Source organism: Sphaerisporangium sp. NPDC088356 (assembly GCF_040685555.1).
In the GTDB taxonomy this organism is placed as follows: Bacteria; Actinomycetota; Actinomycetes; order Streptosporangiales; family Streptosporangiaceae; genus Sphaerisporangium.
Genome location: NZ_JBFBIK010000011.1, coordinates 62,328 through 80,542, shown reverse-complemented (window position 1 = coordinate 80,542; position 18,215 = coordinate 62,328). Strand labels below are relative to the sequence as shown.

The 18,215-nt window shown below is 70.4% G+C and carries 15 protein-coding genes; 4 read left to right on the top strand and 11 right to left on the bottom strand.

Annotated features, from left to right (window positions below; all coding sequences use genetic code 11):
- Nucleotides 1-58 precede the first annotated feature (58 nt).
- The gene (locus AB0O34_RS07085; RefSeq protein WP_363913534.1) at nt 59-895 is read right to left on the bottom strand and encodes an NAD(P)H-binding protein; all 837 of its coding nucleotides are present in this window, start codon (nt 893-895) and stop codon (nt 59-61) included.
- Nucleotides 896-1,202: 307 nt separating this feature from the next.
- Between AB0O34_RS07085 and glnII the strand changes: the two genes are divergently transcribed.
- Nucleotides 1,203-2,234: a glutamine synthetase gene (gene glnII, locus AB0O34_RS07080; protein WP_363913532.1), complete on the top strand. Its 1,032-nt coding sequence runs from the start codon at nt 1,203-1,205 to the stop codon at nt 2,232-2,234.
- Between the two features lie 94 nt (nt 2,235-2,328).
- On the opposite strand, the gene AB0O34_RS07075 is transcribed toward glnII, so the two are convergent.
- The 9 genes from AB0O34_RS07075 to dnaK form a co-directional block, all read right to left on the bottom strand.
- Nucleotides 2,329-3,003 carry an ATP-dependent Clp protease proteolytic subunit gene (locus tag AB0O34_RS07075; protein ID WP_363913530.1) on the bottom strand — a complete coding sequence of 225 codons (675 nt, stop codon included), beginning with the start codon at nt 3,001-3,003 and terminating at the stop codon, nt 2,329-2,331.
- A gap of 41 nt (nt 3,004-3,044) precedes the next feature.
- The gene (locus AB0O34_RS07070; protein ID WP_363913528.1) at nt 3,045-3,611 is read right to left on the bottom strand and encodes an ATP-dependent Clp protease proteolytic subunit; all 567 of its coding nucleotides are present in this window, start codon (nt 3,609-3,611) and stop codon (nt 3,045-3,047) included.
- Nucleotides 3,612-4,331: 720 nt separating this feature from the next.
- Nucleotides 4,332-6,011 carry an FAD-dependent oxidoreductase gene (locus AB0O34_RS07065; protein ID WP_363913526.1) on the bottom strand — a complete coding sequence of 560 codons (1,680 nt, stop codon included), beginning with the start codon at nt 6,009-6,011 and terminating at the stop codon, nt 4,332-4,334.
- A 55-nt stretch (nt 6,012-6,066) separates the two neighbouring features.
- Nucleotides 6,067-6,501 carry a thioredoxin gene (gene trxA, locus AB0O34_RS07060; protein WP_363913524.1) on the bottom strand — a complete coding sequence of 145 codons (435 nt, stop codon included), beginning with the start codon at nt 6,499-6,501 and terminating at the stop codon, nt 6,067-6,069.
- 40 nt (nt 6,502-6,541) lie between these two features.
- Nucleotides 6,542-9,172 carry an ATP-dependent chaperone ClpB gene (gene clpB, locus AB0O34_RS07055; RefSeq protein WP_363913522.1) on the bottom strand — a complete coding sequence of 877 codons (2,631 nt, stop codon included), beginning with the start codon at nt 9,170-9,172 and terminating at the stop codon, nt 6,542-6,544.
- Nucleotides 9,154-9,474 (bottom strand): chaperone modulator CbpM, encoded by a 321-nt coding sequence (locus AB0O34_RS07050; protein WP_363913520.1) that lies wholly within the window; start codon nt 9,472-9,474, stop codon nt 9,154-9,156. Before AB0O34_RS07050 ends, clpB begins: the two co-directional genes overlap by 19 nt.
- A 98-nt stretch (nt 9,475-9,572) precedes the next feature.
- Nucleotides 9,573-10,583: a DnaJ C-terminal domain-containing protein gene (locus tag AB0O34_RS07045; RefSeq protein ID WP_363913518.1), complete on the bottom strand. Its 1,011-nt coding sequence runs from the start codon at nt 10,581-10,583 to the stop codon at nt 9,573-9,575.
- Nucleotides 10,584-10,592: 9 nt separating this feature from the next.
- Complete coding sequence (locus AB0O34_RS07040; RefSeq protein ID WP_363913516.1) at nt 10,593-11,204, bottom strand: nucleotide exchange factor GrpE; 612 nt, start codon at nt 11,202-11,204, stop codon at nt 10,593-10,595.
- A gap of 1 nt (nt 11,205) precedes the next feature.
- Entirely contained in the window at nt 11,206-13,116 is a 1,911-nt protein-coding gene (gene dnaK, locus AB0O34_RS07035; RefSeq protein ID WP_363913514.1) for a molecular chaperone DnaK, read from the bottom strand.
- 408 nt (nt 13,117-13,524) lie between these two features.
- Here dnaK and AB0O34_RS07030 point away from each other — a divergent pair, with 408 nt between their 5' ends.
- The 3 genes from AB0O34_RS07030 (at nt 13,525) to AB0O34_RS07020 (ending at nt 17,478) form a co-directional block, all read left to right on the top strand.
- The gene (locus AB0O34_RS07030; RefSeq protein ID WP_363913512.1) at nt 13,525-16,401 is read left to right on the top strand and encodes an AAA family ATPase; all 2,877 of its coding nucleotides are present in this window, start codon (nt 13,525-13,527) and stop codon (nt 16,399-16,401) included.
- Nucleotides 16,402-16,483: 82 nt separating this feature from the next.
- Nucleotides 16,484-16,618 (top strand): hypothetical protein, encoded by a 135-nt coding sequence (locus AB0O34_RS07025; RefSeq protein WP_363913510.1) that lies wholly within the window; start codon nt 16,484-16,486, stop codon nt 16,616-16,618.
- Nucleotides 16,615-17,478 carry a serine hydrolase gene (locus AB0O34_RS07020; protein ID WP_363913508.1) on the top strand — a complete coding sequence of 288 codons (864 nt, stop codon included), beginning with the start codon at nt 16,615-16,617 and terminating at the stop codon, nt 17,476-17,478. The genes AB0O34_RS07025 and AB0O34_RS07020 overlap by 4 nt, the downstream gene beginning before the upstream one ends.
- 45 nt (nt 17,479-17,523) lie before the next feature.
- Here the strand turns inward: AB0O34_RS07020 and AB0O34_RS07015 are convergent, their stop codons facing one another.
- A complete protein-coding gene (locus AB0O34_RS07015; protein ID WP_363913506.1) occupies nt 17,524-18,024 on the bottom strand; it encodes an ATP-binding protein in 501 nt (166 codons plus the stop codon).
- Nucleotides 18,025-18,215 lie beyond the last annotated feature (191 nt).

Sequence of the window (18,215 nt, the reverse complement as noted above, 5' to 3'; positions counted from 1 at the left end):
TGTGAATAATTTTTCCGAGCTTTCGATCAAGGCAGGCCGGCGAGCAGCGTGCCGATGATCAGCGGAAGTCGTCGGCGTGGTCCGCCGCCCACTGGGCGAACGTACGGGCCGGCCGGCCGGTCACCTGCTCGACGGTGTGCGTCACGAGGGGCTCGCGGCCGACGGACCTGGCCTGGAGGTCCAGCAACGTGTCCACGAGGTGTTCGGGAATCTGCTGGATCATCACCTGCCGGGCGGCCTCCGGCGGCACCTCCTCCAGGCGGAGCGGCCGGCCGGCGGCCTCGCCGATGATCCGCACCTGCCCGCTCAGGGTCAGTGGCTGCGGGCCGGTCAGCTTGTACCGCGCGCCTACGTGGCCCTCCGAGGTCAGTGCCTTGACGCTCACGGCGGCGATGTCGGCCTCGTGGATCGGCGCCGTCACCGCCTGGCTGAACGGGAGGCGTACGACGTCCCCCGCCTTGATCTGGCCCAGCCACTGGTAGGCGTTGGTGGCGAAAGCGCCGGGCCGCACGAACGTCCACTCCAGGCCGGACTCCTCGATCGCGTCCTCGACGACGGCGTGGAGGGCCGCGATGGCGTTCGGCTGCACCTCGGCGTCGTCGTCCACCACGAGGGATGAGAGCAGGACGACCCTGCGCACGCCGGCGTCCTTGGCGGCCTTGAGGAAAGCGGGGGCGCTGCCCGGTACGGCGTACAGGAAGGCGGCGGTGACGCCCTCGAGCGCGGGAGACAGGGTGTCGGGCTCGGACAGGTCCCCGCGGATCACCTCGGCCCCGGCCGGCACGTGCGCCTTGCCGGGATCGCGGGTGAGGGCCCTGACCTCCTGGCCTGCCGCGAGAAGCTGTTCGACCACGTTCCTGCCGACGTTACCGGTGGCTCCGGTTACAAGGATCATGAGCTTCCTCCAACGTGGGGTGACCACGATCGCCGGACCACGGGGGCGCGGCGGAATCGGATGGCTTCAATCGCGATCTCAGCCTAAGGAGGGTGATCGGCAGTGGTGCAGCTGGGGGGCGTTCTCACCGAACCGGTGATCCACACGGTTCCCCTCCGACACCCGCCCCCGGTACCTGACCAGGCATGATGTGTGAGCAAGGACACGCCGGGCTCGTGCACGATTTCACATGGCGTTCATATATGGGCAACAGCTTCGAAACGGCGGGTTGACAATGTCGGCGTTGCGGACACGTGTGGGGTCTGCCTTGTCTGAAGGGATCGTCGTGACCTACAAGGCCGAATACATCTGGATTGACGGCACCGAGCCGACCGCCCGCCTTCGGTCGAAGACCAGGATTCTTGCCGATGGCGCGGAGCTGCCGATCTGGGGCTTCGACGGTTCGAGCACCAACCAGGCGCCTGGAAAGGCCTCCGACTGCGTGCTGAAGCCGGTGTTCACCTGTCCTGACCCCATCCGGGGCGGTGACAACGTGCTGGTGCTGTGCGAGGTCCTGCTCACCGACATGACGCCCCACCCGACCAACACGCGGGCGCAGCTCTCCCCTGTCGCCGAGCGCTTCGCCGACCAGGACTCGTGGTTCGGCATCGAGCAGGAGTACACCTTCTTCAAGGACGGCCGCCCGCTCGGCTTCCCGGTCGGCGGCTTCCCCGCCCCGCAGGGCTTCTACTACTGCGGCGTCGGCGCCGACGAGGTGTACGGCCGCGAGGTCGTCGAGGCGCACCTCGACGCCTGCCTCGAGGCCGGTCTGGCGATCTCCGGCATCAACGCCGAGGTCATGCCCGGCCAGTGGGAGTTCCAGGTCGGCCCCGCCGGGCCGCTCGAGGTCTCCGACCACCTGTGGGTCGCCCGCTGGCTGCTGTACCGCATCGCCGAGGACTTCGGCATCTCGGCCACGCTCGACCCCAAGCCCGTGAAGGGCGACTGGAACGGCGCGGGAGCGCACACCAACTTCTCCACCCAGGCGATGCGCACCGGGTACGACTCGATCATCACCGCCTGCGAGGCCCTCAGCGAGAAGGCCGAGGAGCACATCGCCGGGTACGGCGCGGAGATCGAGAACCGGCTCACCGGCATGCACGAGACCGCCCCGTGGAGCGAGTTCAACTACGGCGTGTCCAACCGCGGCGCGTCGGTCCGCATCCCGTGGCAGGTCGAGGTCGACAAGCAGGGTTACATCGAGGACCGCCGCCCCAACGCCAACTGCGACCCGTACGTCGTGACGCGGCTGATCGTGGGCACCTGCTGCGCCGCCCTGGAGAAGGCCGGGCAGGTCTGACCGAGCCCGGCCCACACGGCCGGGTCGAACAAACAGCGCGACAGGTGGCGCCGCTACCAGCGAGGAGAGGCTCGCGGGCGGCGCCACCGGCATTTCACTTCGCCGCGGACTTCAGCAGGGCGGGCTTCCGCTTCCTGCTGACGAAGATGGCGTCCACGATGCCGTATTCCTTGGCCTCCTCGGCGGTGAGGATCTTGTCGCGCTCGATGTCCTTGCGGACGCTCTCGAGCGATCGGCCCGAGTGGGTCGAGATGAGGCCTTCGAGCATCGCGCGCATCCGCATGATCTCGCGTGCCTGGACCTCCATGTCACTCGTCGGCCCGAAGCTGCCCTCGGTGGAGGGCTGGTGGAGCAGGACGCGCGACTGCGCCAGCGCCGCCCGCTTGCCCGGCGTGCCGGCCGCGAGGAGCACGGCCGCGGCGGACGCCGCCTGGCCGATGCACACGGTCTGGATCTCCGGGCGGACGAACTGCATCGTGTCGTAGATCGCCGCCATCGCGGTGAACGAGCCACCCGGCGAGTTGATGTAGATGCTGATGTCACGGTCGGGATCGAGTGACTCCAGGGTCAGCAACTGGGCCATCACGTCGTTGGCCGAGGTATCGTCGATCTGCACCCCGAGGAAGATGATGCGATCCTCGAAGAGCTTGTTGTAGGGACTCATCTCCTTCGTGCCGTAGCTCGTGCGCTCGGTGAAGGTGGGGATGACGTACCGGCTCTCGATGGGGACGACTCCGGCGGGGATCCCGGGCCGGCTCAGGTCATTCATAGTGCCTCCACTTGTGCTTCGAGGTCATGCTGTGCGGCCGGTCATGAGACCGGACCCGCGGAGGGAACCAGGTTGGCGCTCCGCACCACGTGGTCGACGAAGCCGTAACTCTGGGCCTCGTCGGCCGTGAACCACCGGTCGTGGTCGGAGTCGCGCTCGATCTGCTCCACGGACTGGCCGGTGTGGAAGGCGATGCGCTCGGCGAACATCTTCTTCGTGTAGAGCATCTGCTCGGCCTGGATCTTGATATCGGAGGCCGTGCCGCCGATACCGCCCAACGGCTGGTGCATCAGAATGCGGGCGTGCGGCAGGCTGTAGCGCTTGCCGGCCGTGCCGGCGCAGAGCAGGAACTGCCCCATCGAGGCGGCCAAGCCCATCGCCACCGTCGAGATATCGTTGGGGACATATTGCATGATGTCGTAAATAGCCATGCCCGCCGTTACAGAACCACCCGGCGAGTTGATGTATAGAAAAATGTCTCGCTTGGCGTCCTCAGCGGAGAGCAGCAGGAGCTCACCGCAGATCCGGTTGGAGATCTCGTCGTCGACCTCCTGGCCGAGGAAGATGATGCGCTCGCGAAGCAGCCGCCGGCCGATCGGATCGATCATCGAGGGTGAGGGCACCTCGACGGCTTGCGAGCCGGACTCGAAGGTCGCCGCGAACGGGTCACGGCTGGAACGCCTCGGGGTCACCGTTGCCACCTGCTCCCAGATTAGTCGCTGGTAATCGCGGCTTTTACGTGCCGCGAAATGCTGAGTTTAACGCTGCCAGAAATCACACCGCCCCGACAGCTCTTTCACTGTCGGCACATTTTCACTACCGACGGATTCCGCTTCAAACGTATTCCGCTTATAACGTATTTCGCTTGACAATGTTTAGGTGATCACACACGCCGAGTTACCGGCGGGAGGGGAAAACCTGCCACGAACACCTGACCGACGGGGGCTTGTCGTCTGGGGTGGCGACGATTGGAGTGATCGGTCTCCCCGTCGTCAACCGTGACGGGGCACGGGGGCTACTCCCCACCCGGACCTTGGACTTACCAGCGTACGACCAAAATCGCGTCGAGCCGCCGTGACCACCTTCACCGACCAGGCCTGTTCACGCGGGAACGGCAGGGGCGGTGACGGAAGAGGCCGGAAGGGCGCGGGCGCGGCGGGCGACGACGAGCGCCCGGGTGCCCATGGTCACGCCGACGAAGACCAGTACGGCCGTGGGGGCAGAGGTGAGTCCCAGAGACGAGCTTCACGACCAGCGACGCCACGCCGAGCGTGACGTCGCGCGCGATGACGCCCCCACCGGACAGGCGGGTGAGCCATCGCAGCCGGTCAGACGGGAGGGAGGCCCCCGGTCTCCAGGTGTTCGTGGATGAGGCGGATGGCCATGGACCCCTCGCCGACGGCCGAGGCGACGCGTTTGATGGACCCGCTACGCACGTCCCCCACGGCGAAGACGCCCATCCGGCTGGTCTCCAGGGGGTACGGCCTTCCGGGCTTGTCCCACCGCTCGCCGTCGCCCCCGGCGCGTACGGCGTCGGGCCCAGTGAGGATGAACCCCTTGTCGTCCAGCGCGACCTCGTCGGCGAGCCACTGGGTGTGGGGGTCCGCGCCGACGAAGACGAAGACGGCCTTCGCCTCGATCTCGCGCCGCTCCCCGGTCCGGTTGTTCTCGGCGACGACGCCCTGGAGCACCTTGTCGCCGATCAGTTCCCTCACCTCGGTGTTGAGGAGGACCTGGATTCCCGGGTTCCGCTCGATCTGGTCGACGAGGTAGCGGGACATGTCCTTGCCGAGGTCATCCGAGCGCACGAGGAGCCGCACGCGCGCGGCGTGCGGGGCGAGGAAGATGGACGCCTGGCCCGCGGAGTTGCCGCCCCCTACGACGATCACGGGGTCGCGGAGGCAGAGCTGCGCCTCGAACAGGGTGGCGGCGTAGTAGATGCCCTCGCCTTCGAACTCCTCAAGGCGGGGGACGTCGAGCTTGCGGTACCGCGCGCCCGTGGCGACGACGACCGCGTGGGCGTTGGCCACCTTGCCCTCGTCGAGGCCGATCACGTAGTACCCGTCCCGCTGGCCGAGCGAGAGCGCCTCGACCGGCACGGAGAACTGGGCGCCGAACTTCTCGGCCTGGATGACCGCGCGGTCGGCGAGCTCTCCCCCGGAGATCCCCGAAGGGAAGCCGAGGTAGTTCTCGATGCGCGAGGACGTCGCCGCCTGGCCGCCCGTCGCGACGGCGTCGATCACGACGGTCGCGAGCCCCTCCGACGCCCCGTACACGGCCGCGGCCAGACCCGCCGGTCCCGCGCCGACGATCACGAGGTCGCCGACGATCTTGCGTGCCAGCGGTACGGACAGGCCGATCGCCCGCGCCAGCTCGGCGTTGGACGGGTTGCGCAGCACCCGCTCGCCACGCAGGATCACGACGGGGGTGTCCTGCGGCGTGAAGCCGAGGTGGTGGAGCAGTTGGTCGGCCTCCTTGTCCTCTTCCAGGTCGATCCACTTATGGGGCACGCGGTTGCGTGCGGCGAACTCGCGGAGCCGCCGGGCGTCCGGCGAGTAGCGCGACCCGATGATCCGGAACCCGGCTCCCAGCTCGATCAGGAGGGTGCGCCGGATGAGGTAGGCGCGCAGAATCAGGTCGCCCAGATCGGGCTCCCTGGCGACCAGGGCGCGCAGCTCGTTCACCGGCACGGCGAGCACCTCGCCCGCCTCCCGGACGACAGCCCGCAGGAACCCGGCCTGTCCGGTGAGCAGCCCCAGCTCTCCGAGGAACCGGCCGCGTCCGTGGACGCCGAGCACATGCTCCTCGTTGTCGTACCGCTCGACGACCGCGACCTTGCCGGAGAGGACGACGTAGAACGTCGGGCACGGCTCCCCTTCCCGGAAGAGCACCTCTCCCACCTGTGTGGGCCGCCGCTCGCCGTGCCGTGCGAGGGTGGCGATCGCCTCGTCGCCCAGGCGGGGGTAGGCCCCGTACAGGTCGGGCGTCTCCTGTACTTGCTCGCTCATGCCGTTCCTCGCGTCATAGGTCCCCTACCTCCGCTCTGGCTGGTCGGCCCGGCGTTCAGCTCGTGCCGAGGGCCTCCTCCGTCCACGCGCGCAGCACGGGGCCGGGCGCGGCGCCCGCGCGCTGGGCCACGACCTGGCCCTTGTTCATGATCATCAGCATGGGGATGGCCTGGATGCCGAACCGCTCGGCCAGCTTGGGCGCCTGGTCGACGTTCACCTTCACGAGTTTGACCCTGCCCGCGAGGTCACCCGCCAGCTGTTCCAGCGCCGGAGTCACCATTCGGCAAGGACCGCACCATTCGGCCCAGAAATCGATGATGACCGGGATGGACGCGGCCTCGACGACCTGTTTGAAGTCGTCGTCCCCCGCCTCGGTGATCCAGGGCAGCGGCTCGTGGCAGTTGCCGCAGCGCGGGATCCCGTCGGCCGCCGCGGGCACACGGTTCTTGTGCCCGCAGTTTGGGCATTTCACGATTGTCGAGGTGGACATCCGCCGGGGCCTCCCTCACTTCAGACGACTACATGGATCCCTAGGCCGCTTCCTGACCGGCCCGGTTCTCGTACGAGACCGTGAGATGGTCGCCGACCAGGTCCACGCGGATGACCGCGCCGTCACGGACGTCCCCCGCGATCAGGGCGCGACCGATGCGGGTCTCGACCTCGCGGGCGATGAACCGCCGCAGCGGGCGGGCGCCGTAGACCGGGTCGAAGCCCTGCTCGGCGATGAAGCGGAGCGCGGGCTCTGTGACTTCGAGCGTCATCTGGCGGTCGGCGAGCCGGGCCCTGATGTCGTTGAACATCAGCGACACGACCTGCTCGATCTCCGGCAGGGTCAGCGGCTTGAACAGCACCGTGTCGTCGATCCGGTTGAGGAACTCGGGGCGGAAGCGCGAGCGCAGCTCTCCCATGACCAGCTCGCGCGCCTCCGGATCGATCTCCCCCTCGGGGGTCACGCTGTCGAGCAGGTAGTGCGACCCGATGTTCGACGTCATGATGATCACGGTGTTGCGGAAGTCGACCGTGCGGCCCTGCGCGTCGGTGAGGCGCCCGTCGTCGAGCACCTGGAGCAGGATGTTGAACACGTCCGTGTGCGCCTTCTCGATCTCGTCGAAGAGCACGACCGAGTACGGCTTGCGCCGCACCGCCTCGGTGAGCTGGCCGCCCTCCTCGAAGCCGACGTATCCGGGAGGCGCGCCGACCAGCCGGCTGACCGTGTGGCGCTCCTGGTACTCGCTCATGTCGACGCGGACCATGTTCTCCTCGGTGTCGAAGAGCGCCTCGGCCAGTGCCTTGGCCAGCTCCGTCTTGCCGACGCCCGTCGGGCCGAGGAAGATGAACGACCCGATCGGCCGGCGGGGGTCCTTGATGCCCGAGCGGGCGCGGATGATCGCGTCCGCCACCGCCTGCACCGCCTCGTCCTGGCCGATGACCCGCTCGTGCAGGATCTCGTCGAGCCGCAGCAGCTTCTCCCGCTCGCCCTCCTTGAGGCGGCTGACGGGGATGCCCGTCCACCTGGACACGATCGACGCGATCTCGTCCTCGGTGACGACCTCGCGGAGCAGGCGGTGGCCGCCCTGCTTGGACTCGAGCTGCTCCTCGGCGGCGTGCAGCTTCCGCTCCAGCTCGGGGAGCTTGCCGTGCATCAGCTCGGCGGCGCGGTTCAGGTCGTACATGCGCTCGGCCTGCTCGGCCTCGCGCCGCACGGCCTCGATCTCCTGGCGGAGCTGCTGCACCTTCTTCAGCGCGTGACGCTCGGCCTCCCACTGGGCGCGCATGGCGTCGGCCTCGGCCCGCAGGTCGGCCAGCTCCTTGCGAAGCGCTTCGAGCCGCTGCCGGCTCGCGGGATCGTCCTCCTTGGCGAGGGCGGCCTCCTCGATCTCCAGCCGCATCACCCGGCGCGTGAGCTCGTCCAGCTCGGCGGGCATCGAGTCGATCTCGGTGCGCAGCATCGCGCAGGCCTCGTCCACCAGGTCGATCGCCTTGTCGGGCAGGAAGCGGTCGGAGATGTAGCGGTGGCTGAGGACCACGGCGGCGACGATCGCGCTGTCCTGGATCTTCACGCCGTGGAACACCTCCAGCCGCTCACGCAGGCCGCGCAGGATCGAGATGGTGTCCTCGACGGACGGCTCGTCCACGAACACCGGCTGGAAGCGGCGCTCCAGGGCCGCGTCCTTCTCGATGTACTTGCGGTACTCGGCGATCGTGGTGGCGCCGATCAGGTGGAGCTCGCCGCGGGCCAGCATCGGCTTGAGCATGTTGCCGGCGTCCATGGCACCCTCGGTGGCGCCCGCGCCGACGACGTTGTGCACCTCGTCGATGAACAGGAGGATCCGTCCTTCCGAGGCCTTCACCTCGGTGAGGACCGCCTTCAGCCGCTCCTCGAACTCGCCCCTGTACTTGGCGCCGGCGATCAGGGAGCCCATGTCGAGGCTGAAGATGGTCTTGTCCTTCAGCCCCTCGGGGACGTCGCCCCTGGTGATGCGCTGGGCCAGGCCCTCGACGATCGCGGTCTTGCCGACTCCGGGGTCGCCGATGAGCACGGGGTTGTTCTTGGACTTGCGGGACAGGATCTGGATGACCCTGCGGATCTCGGCGTCACGTCCGATGACGGGGTCCAGCTTGCCGGCCTGGGCGGCGGCCACCAGGTCGCGCCCGTACTTCTCCAGGGCCTCGTAGGCGACCTCGGGGTTGGCGGAGGTCACGCGCTGGTTGCCGCGGATCTGGGTGAGCACCTCCAGCAGCCGTTCATGGGTCATGCCGTGGCCCTGGAGCAGGCGGCCGGCCGCGGTCTCCGTACCCTCGTCCACGAGCGCGAGCAGCAGGTGCTCGACCGAGACGTACTCGTCCTTGAGCCGCTTGGCCTCCTGCTCGGCGAGGTCGAGCACGCGGGAAAGGCGCTGGGTGACGTAGACCTGCCCGGGAGAGGCGCCGGGGCCGCTCACCCTGGGACGCCGTTCCAGCTCGGCCTCCAGCTCCAGGCGTAGCTTGTCGGGGTCGCCGCCGGCCGCGGACAGCAGGCGGGGTACAAGCCCATCGGGCTGTTCGAGCAGCGCCAGCAGCAGATGCTCGCCGTCGACCTCGGTGTGCCCGTACCGGATGGCCTTGGTCTGCGCGTCGTGCAGGGCTTCCTGCGATTTCTGGGTCAGTCGGTTCGGGTCCACGATGAGACTCCCGTAGGTCGTGAGCGGGTCCGCAGAGCCGACTCCAGCTCCGCGATGCGGTCGAGCAGGTCGATCACCAAGCCGAGCGACGCGTAGTTGAGCGCGAGGCCGGCGTGCAGGCGCTCGATCCGGCCCAGCAGGATGAGCTGCGAGGGCGGGAACCTCATGTCGTCCCGGGCGTCGGCCACGGGGTCGAGGAGCCCGAGGGTGACCAGCCGGCGCACCTGGTCGGGGTGGAGTCCTCCGGCGCGCGCGAACGACTCCAGGCTGATGCCGGGCATCCGCACGAGAGCCGTCGTCACGGACCTCTGCGCGCTGTCACCGCGCCGTCGGCTTTGGTCGCGTACTTGCGGGACTCCACTGCTGCGCGCGGATTCGCGGCGCCCTGCTCCGCGAGAGCTCATCGCGTCGTCCTCCTCGGGTTGAAGTCGGAGACCGCCGCCAGCCGCTCGAACAGGTTCCGCTCCTCGTCGGTCAGGCTGGGCGGCACCATGATCTGCGCCTCGGCGTACAGGTCACCGGGCTTGCCCCTCGGATTCGGCAGCCCGCGCCCGCGCAGGCGCAGCCGGCGGCCGGTGGACGTGCCCTGCGGCACCTTCAGCTTGGCCTCGCCTCCGGGCGTGTCCAACGCGACGGTCGCGCCGAGCGCCCCCTCCCACGGGGCCAGCGGCAGCGGCACGTAGATGTCGCGCCCTTCGACGCGGTAGCGGGGATCGGAGATCCTGACCACCAGGTACAGGTCCCCCGCCCGCCCGCCGTCGGCGCCGTGGCCGCCCTGACCTGCCAGCCTGATGCGCTGGCCGTCCGTGACCCCGGGAGGGATCGTGACCTGGAGGGTGCGCGGCCCCTCTGGCCCCTGGATGGTGATCGTGCGGCGCCCGCCGTGGTAGGCGTCGTCGACCGTGAGGGTGATCTCGGCTTCCTGGTCGGCGCCCGGGACCGGTCCCCAGCGCCGCCCGCCTCCCCGTGGCCCTCCTCGGGCCCCTCCGCCGAACATGCCCCCGAGGAGGTCTTCCAGGTCGACGTCCATGCCCTCGTCGGAGGTGAACCGGAATCCCTGGCCCTGCCCGGACGTACGCCGGCCGCCCGCGCGTCCGAAGCCTCCGCCACCGCCCCAGCCCGCGCCCGCCCCGGCTCCGGCCCTCGCCCGGGACCTGGACCAGGCCTCCGGATCGATGTCCTCCGGCACCGAGCGCCAGTCGGCGCCGAACGCGTCGTACCGCCGCCGCTTGTCGGGATCGGACAGCACGTCATAGGCCTCGGAGAGGTCCTTGAACTTCTCCTCGGCGCCGGGATCCTTGTTCACGTCGGGGTGGTAGGTGCGGGCGAGCTTGCGGTAGGAACGCTGGATCTCGTCCTGGCTCGCCGTCCTCGGCACTCCCAGGACCTCGTAGTGATCGCGCGCAGCCATCGCCCCGCCTCACTGCGGCTTCGTGGAGACGACCGCCGCCGCCGGGCGGAGCTGCCGCTCACCATCCCCGTAGCCGGGCCGTACGACCTCGACCACCGTCCCCGGCGCGGTGTCCGGGTCCGCCACCGTGCTCACGGCCTCGTGGCGGCTGGGGTCGAATTGCCCGCCTACCTCGTCGTCGCGCGGAAACCCCAGCCGGGCGAGCAGCGCCACGGCCTGGTCCCGTACCGCGCGTACCCCCTGGATGACGGCGTTCGGGTCGGCGTCGGCGTGCCTGAGGGCGAGGTCCAGGTTGTCGACGATCGGCAGCCATTCCCTCACCACCCGGGTACGCTCCTCGTCGCGGATGCGCTCGGCGTCCCTGGCTATGCGCTTGCGCAGGTTGTCCAGCTCGGCGGCCGACCTCAGCCAGCGGTCCTCCAGCTCGGCGATCTTCGCGTCCATCTCCGCGACGGCGGAGGGCGCGTCCGTACCGGGCGTGTCGGCACCGAGGCCCGCGTCCGTGCCGGGCGCGTCGGCACCGAGGCCCGCGTCCCTGCCCGCGGCGGACGGGCTTGCCGGTGTCCAGCCCCCGCCGGGAGGGCCCGCGCCCGGAGGCGTCTCGTCGTGGTGGCCGGTCATGTCAGTCCGATGTGGTGAACTCGGCGTCGATGACGTCGTCGTCACCACCGCTGGACGGACCCTGCTGGGCGGACGCCCCGGCGGTTCCCGCCTCCGCGCCCTGGGCCTCACCCTGCGGCGCCTGGACGGCGCTGAGGCTGTGGTAGACCTGCTGCAGCTCCGAGCTGAGGTCGCGCAGCCGCTCGACGGGCGCCTCCTCCTTGATCGCCTGGCGTGCGTCGGCGATGAGTTGCTCGGCGCGTGCCTTCTCGTGCACGGGGACCGTGTCCCCGAGCTCGGCCAGGCGGCGTTCCACCTGGTAGGCCACCGAGTCCAGCTCGTTCCTGGCGTCGATCGCCTCGCGGACCCTGGCGTCCTCGCTGCGGTGCTGCTCGGCGTCCTGGACCATCCGGTCGATCTCGCCCTTGTCGAGGTTGGAGCTCTCGCTGATCGTGATGCGCTGCTCGGCGTCGGTGTCCTTGTCCTTGGCGGTGACGTTGAGGATGCCGTTGGCGTCGACGTCGAAGGTGACCTCGACCTGGGGCGCTCCGCGGGGCGCCGGGCGGATGTTCTCCAACCGGAACCGGCCGAGTGCCCGGTTGTCCGCCGCGCGCTCGCGCTCGCCCTGGAGGACCACCACGTCCACGGCGCTCTGGTTGTCCTCGGCGGTGCTGAACGTCTCCGTACGGCGTGCCGGGATGGTCGTGTTCCGGTCGAGGACCTTGGTCATCACGCCGCCCAGCGTCTCGATGCCGAGCGACAGGGGCGTGACGTCGAGCAGGAGGACGTCCTTGACCTCGCCCTTCAGGACTCCGGCCTGGATCGCGGCACCGTCGGCCACGACCTCGTCCGGGTTGACCGTCATGTTCGGTTCCTTGCCGCCGGTGAGGCGGCGCACCAGGGCCTGGACGGCCGGGATGCGCGTGGAACCGCCGACCAGGATGACCTCGTCGAGGTCGTCGGCCGTCAGCTTGGCGTCCTCCATGGCCTGCTTGACCGGGCCCATGGTGCGCTCGATGAGGTCGTGGGTGATCTCCTCGAACGTGGAGCGCATGAGGGTGGTGTTCAGGTGCTTAGGCCCGTTGGCGTCCGCGGTGATGAACGGCAGGCTGATGGTGGTCTGGGTGACCGACGAGAGCTCCACCTTGGCCTTCTCCGCGGCCTCGAACAGCCGCTGGAGGGCCTGCGGGTCCCGCCGCAGGTCGATGCCCTCCTGCTTCTGGAACTCGTCCGCCAGGTAATCGACGATCCGGCGGTCGAAGTCGTCGCCGCCCAGGTGGGTGTCGCCCGCGGTGGAACGGACCTCGATCACGCCCTCGCCGATGTCGAGGATGCTGACGTCGAAGGTGCCGCCGCCGAGGTCGAAGACCAGGACCGTCTCGCTGCCCTTCTTGTCCAGGCCGTAGGCGAGGGCGGCGGCGGTCGGCTCGTTGATGATCCGCATGACCTCCAGGCCCGCGATCTTGCCGGCGTCCCTGGTGGCATGGCGCTGGGCGTCGTTGAAGTAGGCGGGCACCGTGATGACCGCCTCAGTGATCTTCTCTCCCAGGAACTTCGCCGCGTCGCCGACCAGCTTGCGCAGGATCAGGGCCGAGATCTCCTCCGGCGCGTACAACTTGTCCTTGACCTTGAACCGCACCGCGTTGTCGGGCCCGGGTACGACGTCGAAGGACACGGCGTGTATCTCGCTCTGGACCTCGTCGTAGCGGCGCCCGATGAAACGCTTGACGGAATAGATCGTGCCCTTGGGATTGAGGATGGCCTGCCGCCGGGCGAGCTGGCCTACCAGGCGTTCACCCGTGTCCGTGAACGCGACCACCGAAGGCGTCGTCCGCTGCCCTTCGGCGTTGGGGATGACGACCGGCTGGCCATCTTCCGTTGTCGCGATGACGGAGTTGGTCGTGCCGAGATCGATCCCGACTGCCTTCGCCATTTCTACCTCCCCTAGCGGCGTGCACGCTGGCACGGGGATGCGCCCACACCCCCGGCACCGCGTGCCATGGCGCGTACGTCCACACCCCTGACCCTTGTCAGCGGAGAGGGGCCCCACATCCTCCAACCTGCTAGTCGTTGGGGTCCCCCCGCCAGGCGCTCGCGCCCGGCGGGGCCGGTAACCGGCGAGATCCCGATCGCGGGACGAGAAGGAGGCGAGCCGAAGACCCCCGTGGCCAGCCGAATTGAGGATGCCGCCCCGTTCGAGAAGCCGTTCCCTGGCCATGTGTACTGTGGTTGGAGGCTGGTGAGCCGGCGTGGAGGGCGGACGCCACCGGCTGAGCGGGGTCGCTCACCCGGCAGGTCGAAGGACCCCCGCCGAGGACGGAACCCCGTCATGGGGGGAGACATGCGTGGACGCGAGCCCGAATGGCACACCTTCATCCATCTGCTGAGGGCGGCCGGAGACGGCCGAGGGGGCACGTTGCTCGTCGAGGGCGAGCCCGGGACGGGCAAGAGCCTGTTCCTCGCCGAAGCCGCCTCCCATGCCTCCCGGCAGGGGTTCCTTCCGGTGATCGGCGGGGCGGAGGAGCTGGAGGAGTTCATCCCCCTGGCCCCGCTGTTCATGGCCCTGGACGAGCCGCCCGCCCATGCCCGCCGCAATGAGGAGCTGGACCCCCGCATCCAACTGGTGGAGCAACTGCGGGTGCGGCTGAAGAGCTGCACGGCCACCCGTCCCGTGCTGGTCGGCCTGGACGATCTCCAGTGGGCCGATCCCGCCACGCTCGCGGCGCTGCGGACACTCCACTGGGAGCTGATCGCCGAACCGGTCGTGTGGCTGCTGGTCCGCTGCACCGTGACGGGCGCGTCGTCGGCCCTGAGCCTTCCCGGGCCGTCCTGGACCTCGGGAACCTCCTGGACGCCGGGAGCGAGAGGTGCGTCCGGACCCCGCAAGGCGCGCAGCGACGAGGCGGAACGCCTGTTCTGCTGCCTGGAGAAACACGGAGCCATCCGTGTCGAGCTCGGGCCGCTCCCCGACGACATCGTGGCCGAGGTGGCCGCCGACGTCCTCGGCGCCGTGCCGCAACCGGACCTGCTCGCCCTCGCCGCGGGCGCCGGAGGCAACCCTTTCCTGCTCACCGAGCTTCTTTCCGGCCTGCGCGAAGAGGGCGCCGTCGAGGTCGCGGGAGGCCGGACCCGGCTGCTCCCGGCGAAGACCCCCGAACGGGTGCACGCCCTGGTCCGGCACCTGCTCGACGGCCTCGACCGTGACACGCGGCACCTCGTCGAGGCGGCCGCCGTCCTCGGCCGGTCCTTCTCGCCCGAGGACGCGGCCGAGCTGGTCGGGACGCCCCCGGCCGGGCTGCTCCCCGCCTTCGAGGAGGCCATGGACGCGGGGATCCTCGTGACAACGCAGGACGCGCTGGAGTTCCGGCACGAGCTGGTCTGGCAGGCCGTCGTCGCCGCCCTGCCCCCTCCCGTGCGCCACGCGCTGCACCACCAGATCGGCAAGATCCTCCTGGACCGTGGCGGTTCGCCGATGCGTGCCGCCGGCCATCTGATCGAGGGCACCCGGCCCGGCGACGCGCGTACCCTGGTCGGCCTCGACCAGGCCGTCACCGAGGTCCTGGCGTGCTCGCCGTGCGCCGCCGCGGATCTCGCCGTACAGGCGGTCGAGCTGAGCGACCTCTCCGACCCGGGCAGGTTCGCCCGAGTCGTCACCGCCATCGAGGCCACCACGGAGGCGGGACGCCTCGACGACGCCGAGCGGCTCGTGCGCTCGACGCTGGCCCGGCCGGTGTCCCCTCCGGCCGCCGCCGAGCTGCGCTGCGCGCTCTCGGGCATCCTGTTCATGAGCGGCCAGGCCGCGGAGGCCGTCGCGGAGGCGGAGGCCGCGCTCGCCGAGCCCGGCCTGTACGGCCACCTGCGCGACCGCGCCACGCTCGCCCTGCTGTACGGCCTCGCCGGCCTGCCCGGCGACCGGCGGGCGGAGGAGGAGGCCGAGGCGGTCCTGACGGCCCCCGAGCGCCACGGGGAGGCGGTGGTCGTCGGCGCCATGGTGGTCCTCGGGATGATCCGGTGGAACTCCGGCCGGCTCGGCGACGGGCTCCGGCTGGTCCGCGACGCCGTGCGCCGGGCGCAGGGCGGCTCGGTGGCGGTACGCCGCGCCCACCCACGGCTGGCGCTGGCGTCGATGCTGACCGACATCCGCGTGCTCGACGAGGCGGAGATCGTCGTCAGGGAGGCCAGGGAAGAGGTGGAAACCCTCGGCCACAGCGCCTGGGCCTCCGCCCCCGCCGTGCTCCGCGCGCGCGTGGAACTGGTGGCCGGGCGGCTGGACGACTCCGTGGCGGAGGCCCAGGTGGGTCTCGATTTGGCGGGAACCCTCGGCACGCACCTGTTCAGCTCGCTGGCGGCGTCCGTGCTCGGCACCGTGGCGCTGCGGCGAGGGGACCTGCGTACGGCCGCCCAGCACATGGAGGCCGACCGCGACCGGCTGTCCCGCCACGCCGCCGCCACCACTCCCGTGCGGTGCGCGATGCTCACCGCCCAGGTCGCGGAGGCGCGCGACGGCCCCGTGGACGCGATGAAGCTGGTCGGGCACCTGTATCCCGAGCTTCGTGAGCAGTGCCAGGTCCTCGTGGGCGACCCGGCCTGCGCCCCCTGGCTGGTCCGCGTCGCCCTCGCCGCGGGCGACCGCGCCAGTGCCGAGCTCGCGGTCACGGCCGCCGAGAGCCTCGCGGGCGGCAACCCGGGCTTCCGTACGCTCCGCGCCGCCGCCACGCACGCCCGCGGGCTGCTCGAAGGAGACGCCGAAGCGCTGGGCCTGGCCGCCAAGGAGGGGACGGACGCGTGGGCGCGCGCCTCGGCCGCCGAGGACCTCGGCGTGGTCCTGGCCTCGTCCGGCGACCGCCAGGAGGCCGTCCGCAGCCTTGACCAGGCGCTCTCCGGCTACGAGGAGATCGGGTCGACCAGGGACGCCGCCCGCCTGCGCCGCAGACTGCGCAGGATGGGCGTACGCCACCGGCACTGGGCGACCGCGGAGCGGCCGATCTCCGGCTGGGCCAGCCTGACCGACACCGAGTGCGCGGTCTCGCTCCTGGTCACCCAGGGATGGACCAACCGCCAGGTCGCCGACCAGATGTTCATCAGCGTGCACACGGTGGCGTTCCACCTGCGCCAGATCTTCCGCAAGCTGGGGATCGCCTCCCGCGTCGAGCTGACCCGCCTCGCCGTCGAGCAGGGCCGCGACCTGGAACGTCCCGGCGGACTCGACCACCGCTGACCGCTTTGGGCAAGGCTCAGGGGTAGAGGCGGAGACCCGTGACGGCGCCCACGCCGACCTCGTAGTATTCGACACCGCGACAGTGGCCGACCGCGCCACCTTCGGCGAGCCGCTCCTGCCTCCCGCCGGGATCGGCGCCGTGATCGTCGGCGGGCAGATCGTGGTCAGGGATGGCACCCGGACCACCGCCCGCCCGGGAACGGTGCTCACCACATGATCGACCTCGAATCCCTGGGAGACGAGTGCCCGGGGACGCTCGCCGTCTGCGTGCCCGGCCTGCTCGCCCTGAACGAGGACGTCGAGCTGCCGCTGGCCAGCGCCGGGAAGCTCCTGCTGCTCGCCGAGGTGGCCAGGAGCGTCGCCTCGGGGTCGCTCGACCCCGCCGAGCCGGTGACGCTGCTGGACGGCGACTACAGGGGCGGGTCGGGCCTGCTGGGCGGCCTGTCGGCCCGCCGGTGGACCGTGGCCGATCTCGCCCTGCTCACGGCGGCGGTGAGCGACAACACGGCGACCAACGCGCTGCTGCGGCGGCTCGGGCTCGACCGGGTCAACGAGAGGGCCGGCGATCTCGGGTTCGCCCGCACCCGCATCCTCGACCTGATCCGCGAGCCCCGCCTGCCGGAGCACCCGCCCGCGTTCGCCGTGGGCACGGCCGCCGAGCTGTCCGGGTTCGCCACCCTCCTGCTCGCAGCCGGCCGGGGAACGGACGCGCGGGGTGACGACGCGCGGGGTGACGACGCGCGGGGTGACGACGCGCGGGGTGACGACGCGCCGTGGAAGCCGCTGCTGCTGGGCTGGATGGCGCACAACACCGACCGGAGCCTGGTGCCCGCCCTTCTCCCCCACGAGCCGGAGGACCGCGACGTCCCCTCGGCGGCGCCGCCCGGCACCGTGTGGGCGGCGAACAAGACCGGCACCGACACCGGCGTCCGGACCGATGTGGGCGTGCTGGTCGGAGCCCGCGCCGTCGGCTACGCCGTGCTGGCCAGTGGACCGGCGGGCCGCGAGCACGACCTGGTCAAGGCCGTACGGCAGGCCGGGCTGAGGATCGGCGCGCTGGCCCTGCGGCGCGACTGACCTCGGCGCAGGCCGGGGCAGGTCGGACGCCCCGGCGAGCCTGCTTCAGGCGGAGGTGCGGTCGCGGCCGATCGCGAAGGGAGCGGTGAAGGCGGCCCACACCAGCTTTCCGTGCCCCTCCTGGAGCCGCCAGCCCCACGAGCAGCTCAGGCTCTCGACCAGCCACAGGCCACGGCCGCTCTCGGCGAAGTAGTCGGCCTCCGTGACGACCGGCGGCCGGTCCTCGGGGTCGGAGACGGCGCACACCACGTGGGACGCGCGGTGGAGCAGGCGGAGCCTGGTCGGCTCCCCGGCGTGCCGCACGGCGTTGCTGACCAGCTCGGAGACGACCAGGCGGGCGTCGCAGGTCAGCTCGTCGAGCCCCCAGTTGTTCAGGGTCGCTACTGTGAAGTCCCGTGCCGTCTTGACCGACGTGCTCGTATGCCCCCCGAGGGCCCGCAGCTCCGCGACCGGCTCCCAGAGGTTGCCCTCCATAGCGGATAGCAGCCACCAGGGAGCCTCGCCCCGTACAACGGATTGCCGGCGTGCCAGGTGGTGTGCGGTCATCAAGGTCCTCACTACGTTTGGGCCGTTCACGCGGTCGGGACATGACGTGGGACAGTCAATCTTTCTTCACGTGCCGTACGGATGCAAGAACAGATGCACGTGCAGATTGCTCTTTTCCCACGGAACTGTGACATTCACTTAAATCAGGGGTCCTTCGGGACCCGTGCCAGAAGACCCACGGGGTGAGACGC

Excerpts from the sequence above, each read along its gene's own strand:
- AB0O34_RS07075 (WP_363913530.1), bottom strand. The coding sequence starts at position 3,003 with ATGAATGACCTGAGCCGGCCCGGGATCCCCGCCGGAGTCGTCCCCATC.
- AB0O34_RS07065 (WP_363913526.1), bottom strand. The coding sequence starts at position 6,011 with ATGAGCGAGCAAGTACAGGAGACGCCCGACCTGTACGGGGCCTACCCC.
- AB0O34_RS07085 (WP_363913534.1), bottom strand. The coding sequence starts at position 895 with ATGATCCTTGTAACCGGAGCCACCGGTAACGTCGGCAGGAACGTGGTC.
- trxA (WP_363913524.1), bottom strand. The coding sequence starts at position 6,501 with ATGTCCACCTCGACAATCGTGAAATGCCCAAACTGCGGGCACAAGAAC.
- AB0O34_RS07020 (WP_363913508.1), top strand. The coding sequence starts at position 16,615 with ATGATCGACCTCGAATCCCTGGGAGACGAGTGCCCGGGGACGCTCGCC.
- AB0O34_RS07030 (WP_363913512.1), top strand. The coding sequence starts at position 13,525 with ATGCGTGGACGCGAGCCCGAATGGCACACCTTCATCCATCTGCTGAGG.
- AB0O34_RS07070 (WP_363913528.1), bottom strand. The coding sequence starts at position 3,611 with ATGATCGATCCGATCGGCCGGCGGCTGCTTCGCGAGCGCATCATCTTC.
- AB0O34_RS07045 (WP_363913518.1), bottom strand. The coding sequence starts at position 10,583 with ATGGCTGCGCGCGATCACTACGAGGTCCTGGGAGTGCCGAGGACGGCG.
- dnaK (WP_363913514.1), bottom strand. The coding sequence starts at position 13,116 with ATGGCGAAGGCAGTCGGGATCGATCTCGGCACGACCAACTCCGTCATC.
- AB0O34_RS07015 (WP_363913506.1), bottom strand. The coding sequence starts at position 18,024 with ATGACCGCACACCACCTGGCACGCCGGCAATCCGTTGTACGGGGCGAG.
- AB0O34_RS07040 (WP_363913516.1), bottom strand. The coding sequence starts at position 11,204 with ATGACCGGCCACCACGACGAGACGCCTCCGGGCGCGGGCCCTCCCGGC.